The sequence below is a fragment of the Nonomuraea sp. NPDC049625 genome, from assembly GCF_040675285.1.
In the GTDB taxonomy this organism is placed as follows: Bacteria; Actinomycetota; Actinomycetes; order Streptosporangiales; family Streptosporangiaceae; genus Nonomuraea; species Nonomuraea angiospora_A.
The window spans coordinates 793,748-810,702 of the sequence record NZ_JBFAOQ010000002.1; the positions used below are offsets into that span (position 1 = coordinate 793,748).

General features: G+C 70.5%; 15 protein-coding genes. 3 read left to right on the forward strand and 12 right to left on the reverse strand.

Features of this window, described 5'->3' with window-relative positions; genetic code table 11:
• Positions 1-77: 77 nt before the first annotated feature.
• Positions 78-1,274 (reverse strand): FAD-dependent oxidoreductase, encoded by a 1,197-nt coding sequence (locus AB0J87_RS11095; protein WP_363964224.1) that lies wholly within the window; start codon positions 1,272-1,274, stop codon positions 78-80.
• Between the two features lie 120 nt (positions 1,275-1,394).
• Between AB0J87_RS11095 and AB0J87_RS11100 the strand changes: the two genes are divergently transcribed.
• Positions 1,395-2,345: an anti-sigma factor gene (locus AB0J87_RS11100; RefSeq protein ID WP_363964226.1), complete on the forward strand. Its 951-nt coding sequence runs from the start codon at positions 1,395-1,397 to the stop codon at positions 2,343-2,345.
• Between the two features lie 51 nt (positions 2,346-2,396).
• On the forward strand, positions 2,397-4,616 hold the full coding sequence (locus AB0J87_RS11105) for a M64 family metallopeptidase (RefSeq protein WP_363964227.1): 2,220 nt from the start codon (positions 2,397-2,399) through the stop codon (positions 4,614-4,616).
• Here AB0J87_RS11105 and AB0J87_RS11110 read toward each other — a convergent pair.
• From AB0J87_RS11110 to AB0J87_RS11155, 10 genes are all read right to left on the reverse strand, one after another.
• On the reverse strand, positions 4,560-5,555 hold the full coding sequence (locus AB0J87_RS11110; RefSeq protein ID WP_350726808.1) for an aminoglycoside phosphotransferase family protein: 996 nt from the start codon (positions 5,553-5,555) through the stop codon (positions 4,560-4,562). The two genes, AB0J87_RS11105 and AB0J87_RS11110, sit on opposite strands and share 57 nt — an antisense overlap.
• Before the next feature lie 9 nt (positions 5,556-5,564).
• On the reverse strand, positions 5,565-6,563 hold the full coding sequence (locus AB0J87_RS11115) for a LacI family DNA-binding transcriptional regulator (RefSeq protein ID WP_363964229.1): 999 nt from the start codon (positions 6,561-6,563) through the stop codon (positions 5,565-5,567).
• A complete protein-coding gene (locus tag AB0J87_RS11120) occupies positions 6,544-7,953 on the reverse strand; it encodes a GH1 family beta-glucosidase (protein WP_363964231.1) in 1,410 nt (469 codons plus the stop codon). The genes AB0J87_RS11115 and AB0J87_RS11120 overlap by 20 nt, the downstream gene beginning before the upstream one ends.
• The gene (locus AB0J87_RS11125; protein ID WP_350726814.1) at positions 7,950-8,780 is read right to left on the reverse strand and encodes a carbohydrate ABC transporter permease; all 831 of its coding nucleotides are present in this window, start codon (positions 8,778-8,780) and stop codon (positions 7,950-7,952) included. The genes AB0J87_RS11120 and AB0J87_RS11125 overlap by 4 nt, the downstream gene beginning before the upstream one ends.
• On the reverse strand, positions 8,777-9,733 hold the full coding sequence (locus AB0J87_RS11130) for a sugar ABC transporter permease (protein WP_363964233.1): 957 nt from the start codon (positions 9,731-9,733) through the stop codon (positions 8,777-8,779). Before AB0J87_RS11130 ends, AB0J87_RS11125 begins: the two co-directional genes overlap by 4 nt.
• Positions 9,734-9,802: 69 nt before the next feature.
• On the reverse strand, positions 9,803-11,149 hold the full coding sequence (locus AB0J87_RS11135) for an extracellular solute-binding protein (RefSeq protein ID WP_350726817.1): 1,347 nt from the start codon (positions 11,147-11,149) through the stop codon (positions 9,803-9,805).
• A gap of 604 nt (positions 11,150-11,753) precedes the next feature.
• On the reverse strand, positions 11,754-13,037 hold the full coding sequence (locus AB0J87_RS11140; protein ID WP_363965045.1) for an RNA polymerase sigma factor: 1,284 nt from the start codon (positions 13,035-13,037) through the stop codon (positions 11,754-11,756).
• Between the two features lie 99 nt (positions 13,038-13,136).
• Positions 13,137-13,577 carry a YciI family protein gene (locus tag AB0J87_RS11145; protein ID WP_363964235.1) on the reverse strand — a complete coding sequence of 147 codons (441 nt, stop codon included), beginning with the start codon at positions 13,575-13,577 and terminating at the stop codon, positions 13,137-13,139.
• A gap of 82 nt (positions 13,578-13,659) precedes the next feature.
• A complete protein-coding gene (locus AB0J87_RS11150; protein WP_363964237.1) occupies positions 13,660-14,394 on the reverse strand; it encodes a TetR/AcrR family transcriptional regulator in 735 nt (244 codons plus the stop codon).
• 64 nt (positions 14,395-14,458) lie between these two features.
• The gene (locus AB0J87_RS11155; RefSeq protein ID WP_363964239.1) at positions 14,459-15,322 is read right to left on the reverse strand and encodes a LysR family transcriptional regulator; all 864 of its coding nucleotides are present in this window, start codon (positions 15,320-15,322) and stop codon (positions 14,459-14,461) included.
• 71 nt (positions 15,323-15,393) lie between these two features.
• On the opposite strand from AB0J87_RS11155, the gene AB0J87_RS11160 reads away from it, so the two are divergent.
• Positions 15,394-16,200: an alpha/beta hydrolase gene (locus AB0J87_RS11160; RefSeq protein ID WP_363964241.1), complete on the forward strand. Its 807-nt coding sequence runs from the start codon at positions 15,394-15,396 to the stop codon at positions 16,198-16,200.
• Here the strand turns inward: AB0J87_RS11160 and AB0J87_RS11165 are convergent.
• Complete coding sequence (locus AB0J87_RS11165; protein WP_363964243.1) at positions 16,166-16,912, reverse strand: YoaK family protein; 747 nt, start codon at positions 16,910-16,912, stop codon at positions 16,166-16,168. The genes AB0J87_RS11160 and AB0J87_RS11165 overlap by 35 nt on opposite strands.
• Between the last annotated feature and the right edge of the window lie 43 nt (positions 16,913-16,955).

Here is a 16,955-nt window from a genome sequence, read left to right on the forward strand (position 1 = left end):
TCCACTGGCCACGGGCCCACGGACCTCGTTGTCCACGTTGTGAGAATGCAGTTATACCCCTGGGGACTCTGAGGCGGTCAAACTTCCTTTACGGACACGTGCTCGGGCCGCACCCCCAGCCCGATGAAACGCCGGGCCACCCGCCTGAGCAGGGGGATCCGCGTGAGGTCGCGGGGCATCCTGGACGGGTCGAGCCTGTTGCTGAGGGCCCGCTTGATCACCAGATTCTGGACCACCCGCTGGGCCGCCTGCGTGACGCGCGTGGGCGGCATCCGCCGCTTCTGCACCAGGCGCAGGGTGGATTCGGGGATCGGCGCGCCGGACCTGAGCGAGCCGGCCAGCAGGTTGGCGGTGGCGACCGCGTCCTGGACGGCCAGATTGATCCCCACCCCGAACACCGGCGACATGGCGTGCGCGGCGTCCCCGATGCACAGGAATCCGGGCCGGTGCCAGCGGTGCAGCCGGTTGAGCGCGACGGTGAGCACGCTGACGTCGTCGTAGCTCCCGATCTGCCCGATCCGGTCGGCCAGCCACGGCAGCAGCTCCGCGACCGGCTCGCGGAGCGCGTCGATCCCGGCGCGCACCAGCTCGTCGAACCCGCCCTTGGGGATCGCGTACGCGAGTTGCCAATAACTTTGCCGGTTGATGGACACCATCATGCGTCCGCCGGAGATCCGCAGGAACGAGTCGTCACGGTCGGACGGGTGCCGGGGCAGCCGGAACCACACCACGTCCATCGGCGCGCCGAGCTCCTCCGGCACGAGCCCGGCGCGCTCGCGCAGGGTCGAGTGCCGCCCGTCGGCGGCGACGGTGAGGTCGGCCCTGATCTCGTGCTCGCCCGACTCGTCCCGATAGCGCAGGCCGCGCACGGTCTGGCCGTCGCGGATCAGGTCGTACGCCTCCGCGTTCATCAGCAGCCGGAAACTCGGATACCGGGTGGCGGCCGACGTGATGAGGTTGAGGAAATCCCATTGCGGTACGAACGCGATGTAGTCGTACTTGCCGGGCAGCCCGCGCAGGCTCGCCAGCCTGGCGTCGCCGCGGTCGGTCACCATGCTGATCCCGTACGCCTTGCGATGGGGGATCTTCAGGAACTCCTCGGCCAGCCCCAGCTCGTCGAGGACCTGCAGCGTGGACGGATGGATCGTGTCGCCCCGGAAGTCACGCAGGAAGTCGCCGTGCTTCTCCAGCAGCGTGACCTCGACTCCTGCCCTGGCCAGGAGCAGCGCCAGCATCGCGCCGGCCGGTCCGCCCCCTGCTACTACACAGCTCATAATTCATCACCCGATGAGATTGTCTCACGCCATGGGAAAAGAGCAAGCCCTCGCAGCCATCCGACATGCCCGAGCCGCCGAAGTACATGCGTGAGCCGCCTCTCACAAAGGGAGTGGATGATGACGGACGAACTCCACACCCTCTCGGGCGCCTACGCCGTGCACGCACTGCCGTACGCCGAGTGGGTGCTGTACGAGGAGCACCTGCTGGCGTGCTCGGCCTGCTGGATGGAGGTCCGGCGGCTGCGGGAGACGGCGGCCAGGCTCGCCGAGGCGGTGGCCGAGCCGCCGCCCGCCACGCTCCGGCAGCGCCTGCTCGATGCCGCCCACGAGCTGCGGCGGCCCGAGGAACGGCCGGAGCGGGGGTCAGGAGCGGTGCCCGACGACAGCCCGACCATCTGGCGGCCCCCGGCGTCACGCACGCCCGCAGCCCCGCCTGTGGCCCCGCACGTACCCTCATCCGCGCCCCCGTCCGCGTCCCCTTCCGAGCCGGAGGACTCGCCGACGCTCAGGATCCCGCCCGAGCCCGAGCAGCACCCCCCGTTCAGGACCGCGCCGGAGCTCCCGGCGGCTCGCGAGGGCGGCCGCGTCGTGCTCCTCAGGCGCCGCCGGGCCAGGGTGACGGCGGGTCTGGCGGCCGTGGCCGCGGCGGCCGCGGTCGCGCTCGGCGCCGTCGCCGTGGACGCCCGCCGCGACCTGAGCGACCTGACCGCCAGGAACGACGAGGTGATCGCCGTGCTGGCCGCGCCCGACGCCGAGACGGTACGTCAGCCCGCCACCTCCGGCGGCACCGGCACGGTCGTGATCTCCCGCGCCAGGGGACGCATGGTGTTCGCCTCGTCCGGCCTGGCCGAACTGCCCCGCTCCAAGGGATACGAATTGTGGCTGATGGGCCCGGACGGCCCCCGCCCCGCCGGGATGCTCGACCGGGCCGAGGGCGGCCTGACCGCACCGCTGCTGATCACGCCGGAGCGGGGGGACGACCGCGTGGCGCTCACGGTCGAGCCGGCGGCCGGTTCCGGCAGGCCCACGACCCAGCCGATCCTGCTGGCCGAGCTCCCTGAGGCCTGACACGCAGTTAGGGACTTGGTCACGCGCGTTTGATCGTAGATAGTGCAGGGCATGCGTATCTTCGCGGCCCTGGCGCTGGCCGCCGCACTGTTACCCGTGTTACCCGTGCCCGCGGCGGCCGCCGAGGCGGGCGCGGCCACCGTGGTGCCCGTCCAGGTCACGGGCTCCCCGGCCAGGCGATTCAACCTGATCATCATGGGGGACGGCTACACCGAGCCGGAACAGGCCAAATTCCGGGCCGACGTGGACCGGCACCTCAACGTGATGTGGTCGATCGAGCCGTTCAAGACGTATCGCAACTACATCAACGTCTACCGCGTGGACATCGTCTCCGGCGAGTCGGGCATCAGCTGCGACCCCGGACTGGACTCGCCGAAGAAGGTCACCCCGCTCGGCATGGGCTTCTGGGGCCGCTGCAACCCCGGCAGCGTCCAGCGCCTGATCACCATGGACAACACCGCCGCCACCCGCTACGCCGACCTGGTCACCGGCACCTCCTCCGGCAACCGGCAGATCCTCGCGCTCGGCAACAGCGGCACGTACGGCGGCGCCGGCGGCTCGTACGCCACCGCCTCGGGCAGCAACAGCATGTCCGCCCTGATCAGCCCGCACGAGCTGGGCCACTCCCTGGGCGGCCTCCAGGACGAGTACGACTACTACCAGCGCGGCGTCCCCGGCGGCGCCTACCCGGGAGCCGAGCCGTCCAGCCCCCACCACACCCTGCTGACCGAGCAGCAGATGAAGGACCAGCAGAAGAAGTGGTGGCGCTGGCTGGGCGAGCCCAGCGAGTCGGGCGGCCCCATCGGCCGCTACGAGGGCGGCCTGTACTACACGACCGGCGTCTGGCGGCCCAGCCGGCACTCGATGATGAAGACCCTCGGCTACGCCTACGACCAGGTCAGCCGCGAGGTCATGGTCCAGCGCATCACCGCCAAGACCATGGTCATCCAGGACGCCACGCCCAACCAGCAGCCCGTCGGCGCCGACCGGGTGCTGTGGGTCGAGCCGATGCGCCCCGTCGGCCACTCGCTGACGACCGCCTGGAACGTGGACGGCAAGGACCTCGCGAGCCACGAGGACGCCCTCGACCTGCGCACCCTCGGCCTGACTCCGGGCACGCACACCGTCACGGCCACCGTCTCGGACCCGACCGAGTTCGTCAGGGACCCGGCGATCAGGGCGGCCATCACCAAGTCCCGCACCTGGACGGTGGACACGTCGCTGACCACCCCGCCGGACGGCGCCGAGCCCGCGTTCGTCTCCTCCACCCCCACCGACCGGCCGCTGGGCCGCGCCGACGTCGTGTACGTGGAGACCACCCATCCGGCCGCGACCGTACCCGAGGTGACGTGGACCGTGGACGGCCGCCCGGCGGGCACCGGCACCGACCTCGACCTGGGCAGGCTGAACCTGCAACCGGGCACGCACGCCCTCACCGCCGCCCTCGGCGGCCAGACCCTCAACTGGCAGATCGACGCGAGCCTGCCCGCCACCCGCTACGAGCTGTCCGAGCCGCTCGCCGCGGTCGGCGACGCCTACGTCTACAACGGCCCCTTCTCCATGCGGCTGGCGGGCGAGGACGACCGCGGCGGCTACGTGGTCTCGGAGTCCCGGGTGGACGGGGACGGCTGGTTCAACTACTTCGGCTGGCCCACCTCCTCGGAGCTGCCGTGGACGTTCAGCGAGGAGGGCACGGTCATCGACTCCCTCGTGTACGGGAAGCTGCCGCGCGGCCGGCACACGATCGAGTACCGCTCGATCGACGCCGCGGGCAACCAGGGCACGCCGAAGAGCTTCACCGTCACCACGATCGCCCCGCCGCCCGCCTGCACCCGCACGGTCACCGGCGTCTACCAGGGCGCCCTCGTCGCCGCCGACGGCGTCACCTGCCTGGACGGCGCCCAGATCAGCGGGCCCATCACGGTGAAGCCCGGAGCCTCGCTCGTGGTCAAGGGCGGCCGGATCGCCGGCACGCTGACCGCGGCGCAGCCCGCCGCCGTGCACCTGCTCAAGGCCTCCCTCACCGGCGCGCTCAACGTCAGCGGCGCCAAGGCGCTGACCATCGTGGGCGCCGACCTGCGCGGCGCCGTCCTGCTGACCGGCAACACCGCGCCGATCCTGTCGGGCAGCACGATCAGCGGCGCGCTGCTGTGCACAGGTGACAAACCCGTCGACCTCGGCGTGCCCAACAAGGGCGCGAGAGCGTGCATCCGGCTAGCCGCGGCCGCCAGGGGAGGCGCCTACGAGGCGGTCGAGCACCGCGGTAAGTGAGCCGAACGAGGCCTCGCGGAGCCTGGCGTACTCCTCCTCCGGATACTGCCGGGGTCCGTTCTCCACCAGCAGGATCAGGTAGAGATAGGCGCGGTAGAGGTCGATGCGGGTGCGCGCCGCCGGGGTGAGCTCCAGCGGCGTCACCTCGCGGTAGCCCGCCAGCAGCGGGTCGTCCTCCGCCAGCTCGCCGAAGATCGTCGGCGTGACGAACTCGGCGAGCGGGTCGCCCCAGAAGGCCCGTTCGTGGTCGATGATGGCCTGGATCCGGGGCGGGCCGCTGACGTCGAGGAAGACGTTGCCCGGCCAGACGTCGAAGTGCACCAGCCGCGGCGTCGTCACCTCGTCCAGCACCGGCGACGCCGCCTCGATCAGCGCCATGATCTCCCCGGGGGAGCGCGGCAGCGGCGTCGGATAGCGCTCGGTGTCGCCGACCAGCGCCCCCACCATCGCCAGGAACGCCTGCCGCCACGTGGCGCCGACGATCCCGGCGTGCGGGTAGCCGAAGACCTCGCCGCTCACCGCGTTGAACCTGGCCAGGTGGCGGCCCAGCTCCCGGCGCAGCGCCTCCTCGCCTTCCGGCTTGACGTCGTTCCACGAGACCCCGTCGAGCGCGTCGAGCAGCAGGTAGTCGCCGCCCAGCACCGGGTCGTCGAACTCGGCGCGCAGCAGCGTCGCCACCGGCACGCCCGCCTGCGCCGCCAGCTCGTACGCGGCGGCCTCCATGCGCAGCAGGTTGCGCTCGTAGCTGAGCTGGTCGAGGTCGGGCGGCGGGGACAGCTTGAGCACCACCTCGCGTCCGTCGTCCAGCTTGAGCCGCCAGACGGCGTTGGCGTAGCCGTCGGTGAGCTCGGTGACGGCGACGACGCCCGTGCCCAGCGCGCGGCGGAGCAGGGCGTCGAGCTCGGCGTCGGATAAGCGGCGCTTGGTTCTACTGTCCACGGGAGCCTTTCACGCTGACTGCCGGCGTACCAGGTGGGTGTCGAGGATCACGACCGGCTGGCGCAGCTCCTCGCCGTTGATCCGGGCCACCAGCAGCTGCGCCATCTGCCGGCCCATCTGCTCGGTCGGCTGGTGGACGGTGGTCAGCGGCGGGTCGGCGTGCAGCGCGGCCTTGGAGTCGTCGAACCCGATCACCGCCACGTCCTCCGGGATCGCCCGCCCCGCCGCCTTGAGCACGCGCATCGCGCCCAGGGCCATCGGGTCGGACGCGGCGAAGACCGCGTCGAGATCGGGATGGCTCGCCAGCAGCTGGGTCATCGCCGCCGAGCCGCTCTCCTCCGAGAAGTCGCCGTACACCACCAGCTCCGGCAGCCCGGCGGGCAACAGCGCGTCGCGATAGCCGGCCAGACGGTCGACGCCCACGCCCATGTCCTGATGACCGGCGATGGTGGCGATGCGCGTGCGGCCGAGGCCCAGCAGGTGTTTGACCGCCTGCCGGGCCCCCGCCCGGTTGTCCATGTCGACGTAGCTGTAGGGGTCGAGCCCGACGGGCCGGCCGCCGAGCACGGTCGGCACGCCCATCTCCTCGAGCCGCCCCGGCAGCGGGTCGGCGCCGTGCAGCGACAGGAGCAGCACGCCGTCGACGTGCTGCCCGGTCAGGTAGTGCTCCAGCCGGTCGTACTCCTCGGTGGTGCGGGCCATCGCCAGGATGAGCTGCAGCCCGGTCTCCGACAGCGCCGAGCCGATGCCGCGGATGGTGCCCGCGAAGAACGGGTCGTCGAACACCCGCAGCTGCGACTCGGACACCACCAGGGCCACCGCGTCGGTGCGGCGCGTCACCAGGGCGCGCGCCGCACGGTTGGGCACGTAGCCCAGCTCGCGGATGGCCAGCTCCACGGCCTCGCGGGCCTTGGCGCTGACGTTCGGCGAGCCGTTGATGACTCTAGACACCGTGCCCCGGCCCACCCCGGCCCGAGCCGCGACTGCCTCAAGAGTCGGTCGGTTCATGGCGCCTATTCTGCCGGATGATCTCCGAGTACCAGAGCGCGCTGTCCTTGATCAGCCGTTCCTGCGTCTCGAAGTCCACGCGCACCAGGCCGAACCGCTTGCCGTAGCCCCAGGCCCACTCGAAGTTGTCCATCAGTGACCAGGCGAAATAGCCCTCCAGGGGCACGCCGGCCTCGATGGCCGCCTTGCAGGCGCCGAGGTGCGCCTCCACGTACGCCTGCCGCTCCCGGTCGTGGATCCGGCCGTCCTCGATCACGTCCTCGAAGGCGGCGCCGTTCTCGGAGACCACCATGGGGATCGGCGGGTACTCCCTCGCGATCCTCGTGAGCACCTCCACCAGGCCGCTCTCGTCGATCTCCCAGCCCATCGCGGTGACCGGGTAGCCGGCGCTGACGAACGACACGTGCTCGCTGCCCACCCACGGCGAGGCCGAGTCCGTGGGGGCCGCCGCCGCCGACTGCCTGCCGCCTGGTGCTCCCGAGACCGTGAAGCGGCTGTAGTAGTTGACGAGCAGCAGGTCGATGGGTGCGTTGATGGTCTTCATGTCGCCGGGTTCGATGAAGTCGATCTCGAGCGGCAGGTCGGCCAGCACGTCCTCCGGATAGCGGCCGGTGAGCAGCGCGTCCAGGAAGAACCTGTTCTGCAGTCCGTCGATGCGCCGGGCGGCCTCCAGGTCCTCCGCGCTGTCGGTCGCGGGGGTGACCGCGTACAGGTTCACGCAGCCGCCGACGCGCCGGGCGTCCATCGCCTGGACGGCCAGCCCGTGCGCCAGGTTGAGGTGGTGCGCGCCCCTGATCGCGTTCTGCGGCTCACGCCTGCCGGGGGCGTGCTCCCCCGAGGCGTAGCCGAGGAACGCGGCGCACCATGGCTCGTTGACGGTGCTGAAGGTGTGGATGTGGTCCTTCAGCGCCTCGTGCACGGCCGCGGCGTAGTCGGCGAAGCGGTAGGCCGTGTCGCGGTTGGGCCAGCCGCCCTTGTCCTCCAGCTCCTGGGGCAGGTCCCAGTGGTAGAGGGTGAGCCAGGGGTCGATGGAGTGCCGGCGGAGCTCGTCGGCGAGCCGCTTGTAGAAGTCCAGACCCTTCTGGTTGGTCCGGCCGGAGCCGGTGGGCTGGATGCGGGGCCAGGAGACCGAGAAGCGGTAGGCCGACAGGCCCAGCTCCGCCATGATCCGGACGTCTTCCCGGTACCGGTGGTAGTGGTCGATGGCCACGTCCGCGTTGTGGCCGTTGAGAATCCGGCCCGGCGTCTTGGTGAAGGTGTCCCAGATGGAGACGCCGCGCCCGTCCTCGTCGACCGCGCCCTCGATCTGGTACGCCGAGGTCGCCGCACCCCACGTGAAGCCCGCAGGGAAGCGCAGCCCGGCACGCGTCTGTTCCTCTTGTGTCGTCACGCCTTGACCGCACCTTCCATGAGGCCGCCGACGATCTGGCGGCCGAATGCGACGAATACTGCGATGAGCGGAATGATGGACAACGCCGTTCCCGCGAAGATCAACGTGTAGTTCGTGGAGAACCTGGCGTTGAGCGAGGTGATCGCGATCTGCACGGTCGGGTTGTCCGGGGTCAGCACGATCAGCGGCCACATGAAGTCGTTCCACATGAGCATGAACGTGTTGATGCCGAGCACCGCCATGCCCGGACGTACGGCGGGCAGGACGACGTTCCACCAGATCCGCAGCGTGGCGGCGCCGTCCACCCGGGCGGCCTCGACCAGCTCCATCGGCACGGCCTGGCGAGTGTACTGCGTCATCAGGAACACGCCGAACCCGTTGAGCAGGTACGGGAGGATGACCGCCTTGAGCGTGCCGGTCCACTCCAGGCTCACCATGAGCCGGTAGAGGGGCACCACGCCCATCTGCTGCAACGGCACCGCCATTGTCAGCAGCACGAGCACCAGCAGCAGGTTCCTGCCCTTGAAGCTCAGGTTCGCGAAGGCGAAGCCGGCCAGCGTGGAGATGATCACCACGGAGACGGTGACGATGCTCGACACGATGAACGAGTTCGTCAGGCCCAGCAGGAACTTGGCGTCCTCGTTGTTGAGCACCGCGACGATGTTCTCGCCCAGGTTCCCGCCCGGCAGGAACGGCGGCGGCATCGCGACGGCGTCGGCGTTCGTACGGGAGGCGATGACGAGCATCCAGTACAGAGGGAACGCCGACAGCAGGACGGCCAGGGCCAGCATGAGCCGGGTGGCGAGGGTCGGGGAGAAGTTGTTCATCGGGTGCCCCCGATCCTGCGCACGAACAGGAAGTTGATCGCCGCTCCTATGAGGATGAGCAGGAACAGCAGCCAGGCGGCCGCCGCGGCGTAGCCGTAGTCGAACTCGCGGAAGCCCTGCTTGACGATGAACATGGCCACCGTCTGGAACTGTCCCTGCGAGCCGCCGTCGACGTTGCCGTTGTAGAACGTGGTCGGCTCGGAGAACAGCGTCAGGCCGCCGATCGTGGAGTTGAGCACCACGAAGATCATCGTCGGGCGCAGCATCGGCAGCGTGATCTGCCAGAACTGCCTGCGCCGCGACGCGCCGTCGATCGCGGCGGCCTCGTACAGGTCGCGGGGGATCGTCTGCATGCCGGCCAGGAAGATGATCGCGTTGTAGCCGGTCCAGCGCCAGTCGACCATGGTGGCGATGGCGATCCACGACGGGATGCGCTCGGCCCGCCAGTTCGTCTTGTCCACGCCGAACCCGCTCAGGATCCAGTTGACCAGGCCCCAGTCGCGGGCGTACAGCTGCGTGAACACCACCGCGACCGCGACCACCGACGTGACCAGCGGCAGCAGCACGCTCATGCGGATGGCCAGGCGGAGCTTCAGGCGCTTGTTCAGCGCGTTGGCCAGGAGCAGCGCGAGGATCATCTGGGGGACGGTGGCGAGGATGAACATGCCCACCGTGTTGACCACGGCGTTCCAGAAGTCCTCGTCCCCGAGCAGGGCGGTGTAGTTGCCCAGCCCGGTCCACTCCACGGTCCCGGCCAGGTCGTAGTCGTAGAGCGAGTAGTACAGGGTGAAGGCCAACGGGAAGAGCCCGAAGGCGGCGAACAGCAGGAAATAAGGGGACACCAGGGCGTACGGCATCGCTTTGACGTCGAATCGTGAACGCCAGCGGTGGCCGGGCGGACGGGCGCGGCGATGGTTGTTCCGCGCCGCCCGCGGAAGGGTGTCGAGGCTCATAACGGAACCTTTCGGCAGCTTGTCGTCGGCAACACGCCCGGCCCGCTGCTCGCGGGCCGGGCGGGGAGACTAGCCCGCGGCCTTCACCGCGTCGTCGACCAGCTGCTGCCAGGCCTTGTCGTACGGGACGGAGCCGTCGTCCATGCCCTGGATGACGGACTCGATGGCGTTCTTGACCTGGGCGTGCTTCACGCCGAGGAAGACCGGCTGCAGGCTCGACGCGGACTTGGCGAAGATCTCACCGATGGGGGCGTCGTTGAAGAACTCGTTCTTCGCCCCCTGCACGGCCGGGTCCTGCTGGGCCTTCGTGTTGCTCGGCATGTTGCCGAAGTCCGTGAAGATGCTCGCCTCGGTCTGCGCGTTGGTCAGGAAGTCGGCGACCATCGCGGCTTCCTTCGGGTGCTTCGACTGCTTGGGCACGGCCAGCCAGGAGCCGCCCCAGTTGCCGCCGCCGCCCGGCACGCTGGCCACGTCCCACTTGCCCTTGCCGCCGTCGCCGGCGTTGCCGCTGACCACGCCGAGCATCCAGGACGGGCAGCCGACCGTGGCGAACGCGCCCTTCTGGGTGCCCGCCGCCCACTCGTCGGTGAAGTTGCGCAGCTTGGCGGTCAGGCCCTGCTGGCTCATCTTCGTGGCGAAGTCGAAGCCCGCCTTCACCGCCGGGTTCTTGTCGACGATGAGGTTGTTGTCCTTGTCGAAGTACGTCACGTTGCCGTTCTTGGCCGCCTCCTGGTAGAGGACGACCTGGTAGAGCGTGTTCGTGCCGTCGGCGAACTTGGTGCCCTTGACCTTCGACTGGAACGTCTTGGCGACGTTCATGAACTCGTCCCAGGTCGGCCAGAGCGCGCTGACCTTGTCACGCTCGGTCGGCAGCCCGGCCTTCTTGAACAGGTCCGTGCGGTAGCAGAGGCTCATGCCGCCGATGTCGGTGCCCAGGCCGAACAGCTTGCCGTCGGCCGTGACGCCGTTCTCCCACTTCCACGCCGGGAAGTCCGCCTTGCGGGACTCCAGGCCGTACTCCTTGAGGTCGGCCCACCATTCGGGGTGCGCCTTGGCCAGGCCCATGCCGCCCTCGTCGATGCCGACCACGTCGCCGGCGCCGTTGCCGGCCTGCAACCACTGGATCATCTGCGGCCAGTACTGCTGCTCGAACTGGTCGGTCAGGTGCTCTTCCTTGATCTGGATGTCCTTGTGCTCGGCGTTCCACTTCGTGATGGCGTTCTTGTAGCCGAAGTTGGTGCCGCCGCCAAAGGTCTGAACGCGGATGGTGACCGGCTCAGCCGCCGCGGAGGAGGCGGGAGCGCTGCTGGACCCCGTCGCGGTGCCGCCGCCGGAGCTGCAGGACGCGACGGTCAGCGCCGCCACGGCCAGGGCAGAGGCCGCGGCTAGACCGCCGCGACGCTTGCTGATCATCATGGGTGGACCCCTTCTCGGGTGAATGTTGGGGGAGTGCACCGCGGCTCGCGCTCCGCCGCGGTGGGAGTCTTTGGGAGCGCTCCCACAAAGGGTGCACTTACGTGGTCTGCACGTCAATCCACCGAAACGCAACCGTTACCAATGAGGCGGTTTGTCACTCTAGAACCGGATTTTCCGCGTTATACCTCGCAAAGGGCGGCTTGGGAGCGCTCCCACCTCAAGAGGCATCTTTTGTGTCGCATCAAGGGCATGTCACCCGCACCCACCACGCTTTCTCCCGGTCACCCCACCAGTGAGAACCCCAGCCGGAAGCCCGGGGCCGCACCCGTGGTTCGGGGCGAACAGCACGGCCTTCCGCAATGAGGGCGCTGCGCGCGACGGAGCTCCAGACAGCGCCTCCCAGGGGGGCTCACGCCCCCCTTCGACCCCCCAACCCCGCTCGCTACGCTCGCCGACCCCGCCCGTCGAACAGGTCCTGGAGGGTGTGGGCGGGTTACCGCGCGGGTGGCCCAGGAACCGGGACCCACCCGTACGGAGTAGTGTGGCCCTCCGTGGTGCAGCGCCAAGCCTGAACGCGGAGGCGCCACCCTGTGGGTCGCCCGTCCTATGTGCGGCAGGCGGTGGCGCGTTCCTGGAGGAGGGTGCGTTCGCGGGCGTTGCGGGTCATGTCCGCCGCTCTCTCGAACTCGGTGCGGGCCTCCTCCTTCCGGCCCAGCTTGAACAGCAGGTCTCCTCGTACGCTCGGCAGCAGGTGATAGCCCTTGAGAGACGGCTCGTCGGCGATCTGGTCGAGGAGTTGGAGGCCGACCGCCGGGCCGTAGGCCATGGAGAGGGCGACGGCCCGGTTGAGCTCGACGATGGGGGAGCGGGACAGCTTGGCCAGCGCCTCGTACAGGCTCGCGATGCGTACCCAGTCGGTGTCCTCCGGGTTGAGAGCGCGCGCGTGACAGGCGGCGATGGCGGCCTGGAGGGTGTACGGGCCGAGCGTGCCGTCCCCCAGCTTCTCGGCCTGGTCCAGGGCGGTGAGGCCGCGGTGGATGAGGAGCCGGTCCCAGCGGGCGCGGTTCTGGTCGAGGAGGAGGATGGGCTCGCCGGACGGGCTCACCCGGGCCGCCGATCTGGACGCCTGGATCTCCATGAGGGCGACCAGGCCGTGCACCTCCGGCTCCTTGGGCATCAGGCCGGCCAGGACCCGGCCCAGCCGGAGCGCGTCCTCGCACAGGGCGGGACGCATCCAGTCGTCGCCGGCCGTCGCCGAATAGCCCTCGTTGAAGATCAGGTAGATGACCTCCAGGACCGATTCCAGGCGCGCCGACAGCTCGGTGGCTTGGGGGACCTCGAAGGGGATCTCCTTGTCGGCCAGGGTCCGTTTGGCGCGGACGATCCGCTGCGCCACCGTGGACTCCGGGACCAGGAACGCCCGGGCGATCTCGTCGGTGGTCAGGCCGCCGAGTACGCGGAGCGTGAGGGCCACCCGGGCCTCCACGGAGAGCGCCGGGTGGCACGCCGTGAACACCAGCCGCAGGAGGTCGTCCTCGATCTCGTCCACCTCGGGCAGGTCCTCGTCCGTGTCGAGCCGGTGGCCGAGCTCGATCAGGTTACGTTCGAGGCGTTCGTTCCTGCGGATCAGGTCGATGGCGCGGCGCTTCGACACCGTCATCAGCCAGGCGCCGGGGTTGCGGGGCACGCCGGACTCCGGCCACTGCTCCAGGGCGGCGACCAGCGCGTCCTGGGCCAGTTCCTCGGCCAGGCCGACGTCGCGCACCAGCCCGGCGAGCCCGGCGATGAGCCGGGCCGCCTCGATCCGCCACACCGCCTCGATGGCCCGATGGGTCTCCGTCCCGCGGCGGGAGGTGGCTTGGGCCAGGTCGTCGGTGTCGGAAGCCATCACCGGCCCATGAGAGCAGCACGAAGGCGCCGATGGCAACCCGCGTCCCGTCCCCTGAGTGCGTGCCTGACAGTGCCGGGGCGGGCGCGTGCGGGTGGGTCAGGGGTTGGGCGTGTCGGCGCCGAGGCGGTCGCGTAGTGCTCGTTCGCGTTCCCGCTCGCTCGCGGGCAGCGAATCGTCCGGTACGTCCGAAGCGTCGAACACCCGCCACACGTCCAGCCCGATCCCGTCGTACCCCGGCGGCACCGGCACGCGCATCGCCCATTCGATCGCCTCTTCCCGGGACTTGACCTGGATCAGCCAGAAGCCGGCGATGAGCTCCTTGGCCTCGGCGAAGGGGCCGTCGATCACGGTCGCCTTGCCGCCGCTGTACGCGATCTGGGCCCCCTGCGAGCTCGGGTAGAGCCCTTCGGCCGCCAGCAGCACGCCCGCCTTGGTCAGCGCCTCGTTGTAGGCGTGCATGTTGTCCACGACCTCCTGGCTGGGCAGCGCCCCGGCCTCGGTCTCCGCGTTGGCCTTGCCGACGATCATGAATTTCATGGGCGTCTCTCTTTCGTCTGGTTCGAGCTCCCGTCGAACGCGTCGAACGGCGACAGGCGGGATCGACACGTACGCGAGAGATTCATCGCGCGAACAGCCGGGCCGCGATGCCGTCCAGAACGTACTCGAGCCCGGTCTCGAACTGCCAGCCCGGCCGGTCCTTGTGCCTGCCCTCGTAGATGTACTGCCGGAAGCCGGGGTGGCGGCCGGTGTCGAGGAGGTACGTGAGCTGCGGGGCCATGCTGAGGTAGACCTGCTGCTCGCTGGACCAGCCCTGACCCGCCATGAGCCGGCGCATCGCGATCTCGGCGCCGGTGACTCCCTGCGTGTAGGAGCCGACGGTGTTGACGACGGTCATCTTGGTGTCGGCGTCCAGGTCAAGGCCGTCGACGGCGCGCAGCGCGCGTTCCGCCACCGCCAGGCGGTTGGGGGTGACGGCGAGCATCGCGCTCGGCGGGAGCTGGGCGAGCCAGAGGTGCTTCAGCATCAGCTCGCGCGTCCTGACGGCGATCTCCCGCAGCGTCTCCCGCCATCCCGCCGTCTCGCCGGGCAGCTCCAGCTCGCCGTAGGCGTGGTCGGCCATCAGCTCCAGCAGCTCATCCTTGCCCGACACGTACCGGTACGCGGCCATCGGGGCGACGCCCAGCTCGGTGGCCAGCCGCCGCATGGTGATGGCGTCGAGGCCCTCCGCGTCCGCGACGCCCACGGCGGCGGTGGCGATGCGGTCCGGGGACAGGGTCCGGCGGGGAGCGGGCGCCGGGCGCTCGAGGCGGACCCACAGCGGGGGCCTGTCATCGGGCTTGCGCGGGGCAGCCATGGATCGCCCTCCTCGCGACGAGTTGGTGTACAACGTATCAGAAGTAGACGACGTACACGCTGATCTACAATGTAAAGGAGCCGAGCTGGTCGAGAAAGGCGCGTGTGGTCGGGGGGCAGTCGTCCGCCGACGGAACGGCCAGAGCCAGCGAACGGGTCATCTTCGGCTCCAGGGGCCGGGTGGCGACGGTGCCCAGGTCGGCGGGGAGGCCGAGGGTCGGGACGATGCTGACGCCCAGCCCCGCGGCCACCATCTCCAGGATGGCGGCGGGCCCGCTGGCCTCGAAGGCGACGTCGAGCCGTACCTGGGCCGTCAGCGCCGCACCCATGATGAGGGGACGGCAGCCGGCGGTGGTCAGGATGAACGGCCTGCCCTCCAGATCGGCGAGAGTGACGGCCGGGCGGGCGGCCAGGGGGTGGTCGGCGGGCAGCACGGCGACCATGTCATGGGTGCTCAGGTGGACGGTGTGCAGGCCGGGCGCGGGGAGGGTGACGACGCCGACCTCGGCGGCGCCGCGGTGCAGCCATTCGCGGATGTCGTCGTCCATGCCCTCGAAGAGGCGTACGCGGACCTGCGGGTAGCGGTCGGTGAACGCGCGCAGCAGCTTGGCGACGAGCGTGCCGGTGGCGCTGGGGAGACTGGCCAGGCGGAGTTCGCCGGTGATCTGGCCGCTGGCGGCGGCCACGTCGGCGCGGATGCGGTCGAAGTGGCGCAGGGTCTCGCGGGCGCGGGCGAGGGCTCGCCGGCCGGCCTCGGTGAGGGCGATGCCGTCGCGGTGGCGGACGAACAGGGCGGCGCCGAGCTCGCGTTCGAGGGCGGCGATGGCGCGGCTGGCCGCGGGCTGGGACATGCCGGTGTGCTCGGCGGCGGCGGTGAAGCCGCCGTGTTCGGCGACCGCGACCAGGACCCTAAGCTGCGCCAATGTCATACCGACATACCTTAATTGGTATTTGACCGGGACGCTTCCAGAACATGATGGTTATGTCCATGTTCGAGCGAATGACGATCGAAGTCGACGGCCGCGTGGCCAGCTATCTGACGGCGGGCGAGCGGGGCCCGGTGGTGTTGCTGTTGCACGGCACGTACTGGAGCCGGGTCTGGGCGCCGGTGATCGACGGGCTGGCGGCGGCGGGGCTGCGTCCTGTGGCGGTGGATCTGCCGGGGCTGGGGCGTTCCGGCGGGGAGCTGACGGCGGAGACGGCGGCGGTTCCGGCGCTGGCGGCGTGGGTGGCCCGGTTCGCGGCCGCGGTCGGCGCGGGGGAGCGGCTCTCGGTGGCGGGGCACGACATCGGCGGTGCGGTCGCCCAGCACCTGCTGGTGGAGGGGAAGCCAGAGGTGCGGCGGCTGGCGCTGGTCAACTCGGTCACATACGACTCCTGGCCGGTGCCCGGCGTGGCCCGTTACCGGGATCCGGCCGTGGTGGCGGCCACGACCGTGGAGGAACTGCTGGCCGCCCGCCGCAAGGCGGTCAGCACCGCGCTCGCCCGGCCGGCCACCGAGGCGGAGCTGGCCGATTACCTTGATCCGTGGAACGACCCGCGGGTGGGCCGGTCGTGGATGGCGCTGGCGGGCGCGGCCGACAGCCGTTACACGCTGGACCTGGTGCCCGCACTCAGGGCCGATGGGACGCCGAAGCTGCTGGTGTGGGGGGAGGACGACACGTTCCAGGAGGTCCGGTACGCCGAGCGCTTCGCCGCCGAGGTGCCGAACACGACGCTGGTGCGCGTTCCCGGGGCGGGGCACATCCCGATGGAGAACGATCCGGCCGGGGTCACCCGGGCGCTGGCGGAGTTCCTTCTCGGCTGAGACCACTGCGGGCGACGAGGGCGACGGTGGTGAGCAGGGCCAGGGCGGCCGCCAGGGCGGGTGCGGGGCCGGTCGTGAGGTGGAGGAGGGCGCCGGTCAGGGCGCCGAGGAACATCGCGGCAATGGAGGCGGATCGACGCAGGGCGGCCCGGCCCGGCGTGTCGGCGGCCAGGCTCGTGAGGGTCGTGGTGAGGACGTTGGTGACCAGGTCGGGTACGCCGAGCGCGCGTACGGACGCGTTCTGCAGGCCCATGCCGCAGGCGAGCAGCACGATGAGGGCCGCCTGGGACCAGGTCGTGCGGTGTCCGGCCGTGAGGGCGATCGCGAGGGTGGCGGCGACGAGGAGCGCGTGTACGGCGGTGGCGGCGGCGAACGCTCGTCGCGGGTTCGCGGTCCGCCTGATCACCCGGCCGGCGCTCCAGGCGCCGGCTCCGAAGGAGACGAGGGCCGCCGGGGAGGCCCATCTGGACATCTGGGCCTCCCCGGCCAGGGCGAAGCTGAGGAAGACGATGTTGCCGGTCATGTTGGCGACGAAGACGCGGCCCAGGCCGAGGAAGCTGACGGCGTCGACGAGGCCGGTGACGAAGGCCAGGAGGATCAGCAGGGCGGGCAGGACGCCGTGCGGGTTGGCGCCGCGCGGGAAGAGCCCGTCGGCGACCCGTCGCAGTCCATTCCGGACCAGCCTTCCGGGGCGTCTGCGCGCGGCTGGCATGGTGGGCGGCTCCTTGGCGAGGTCGCGGGCGGTTCGCCTCGGG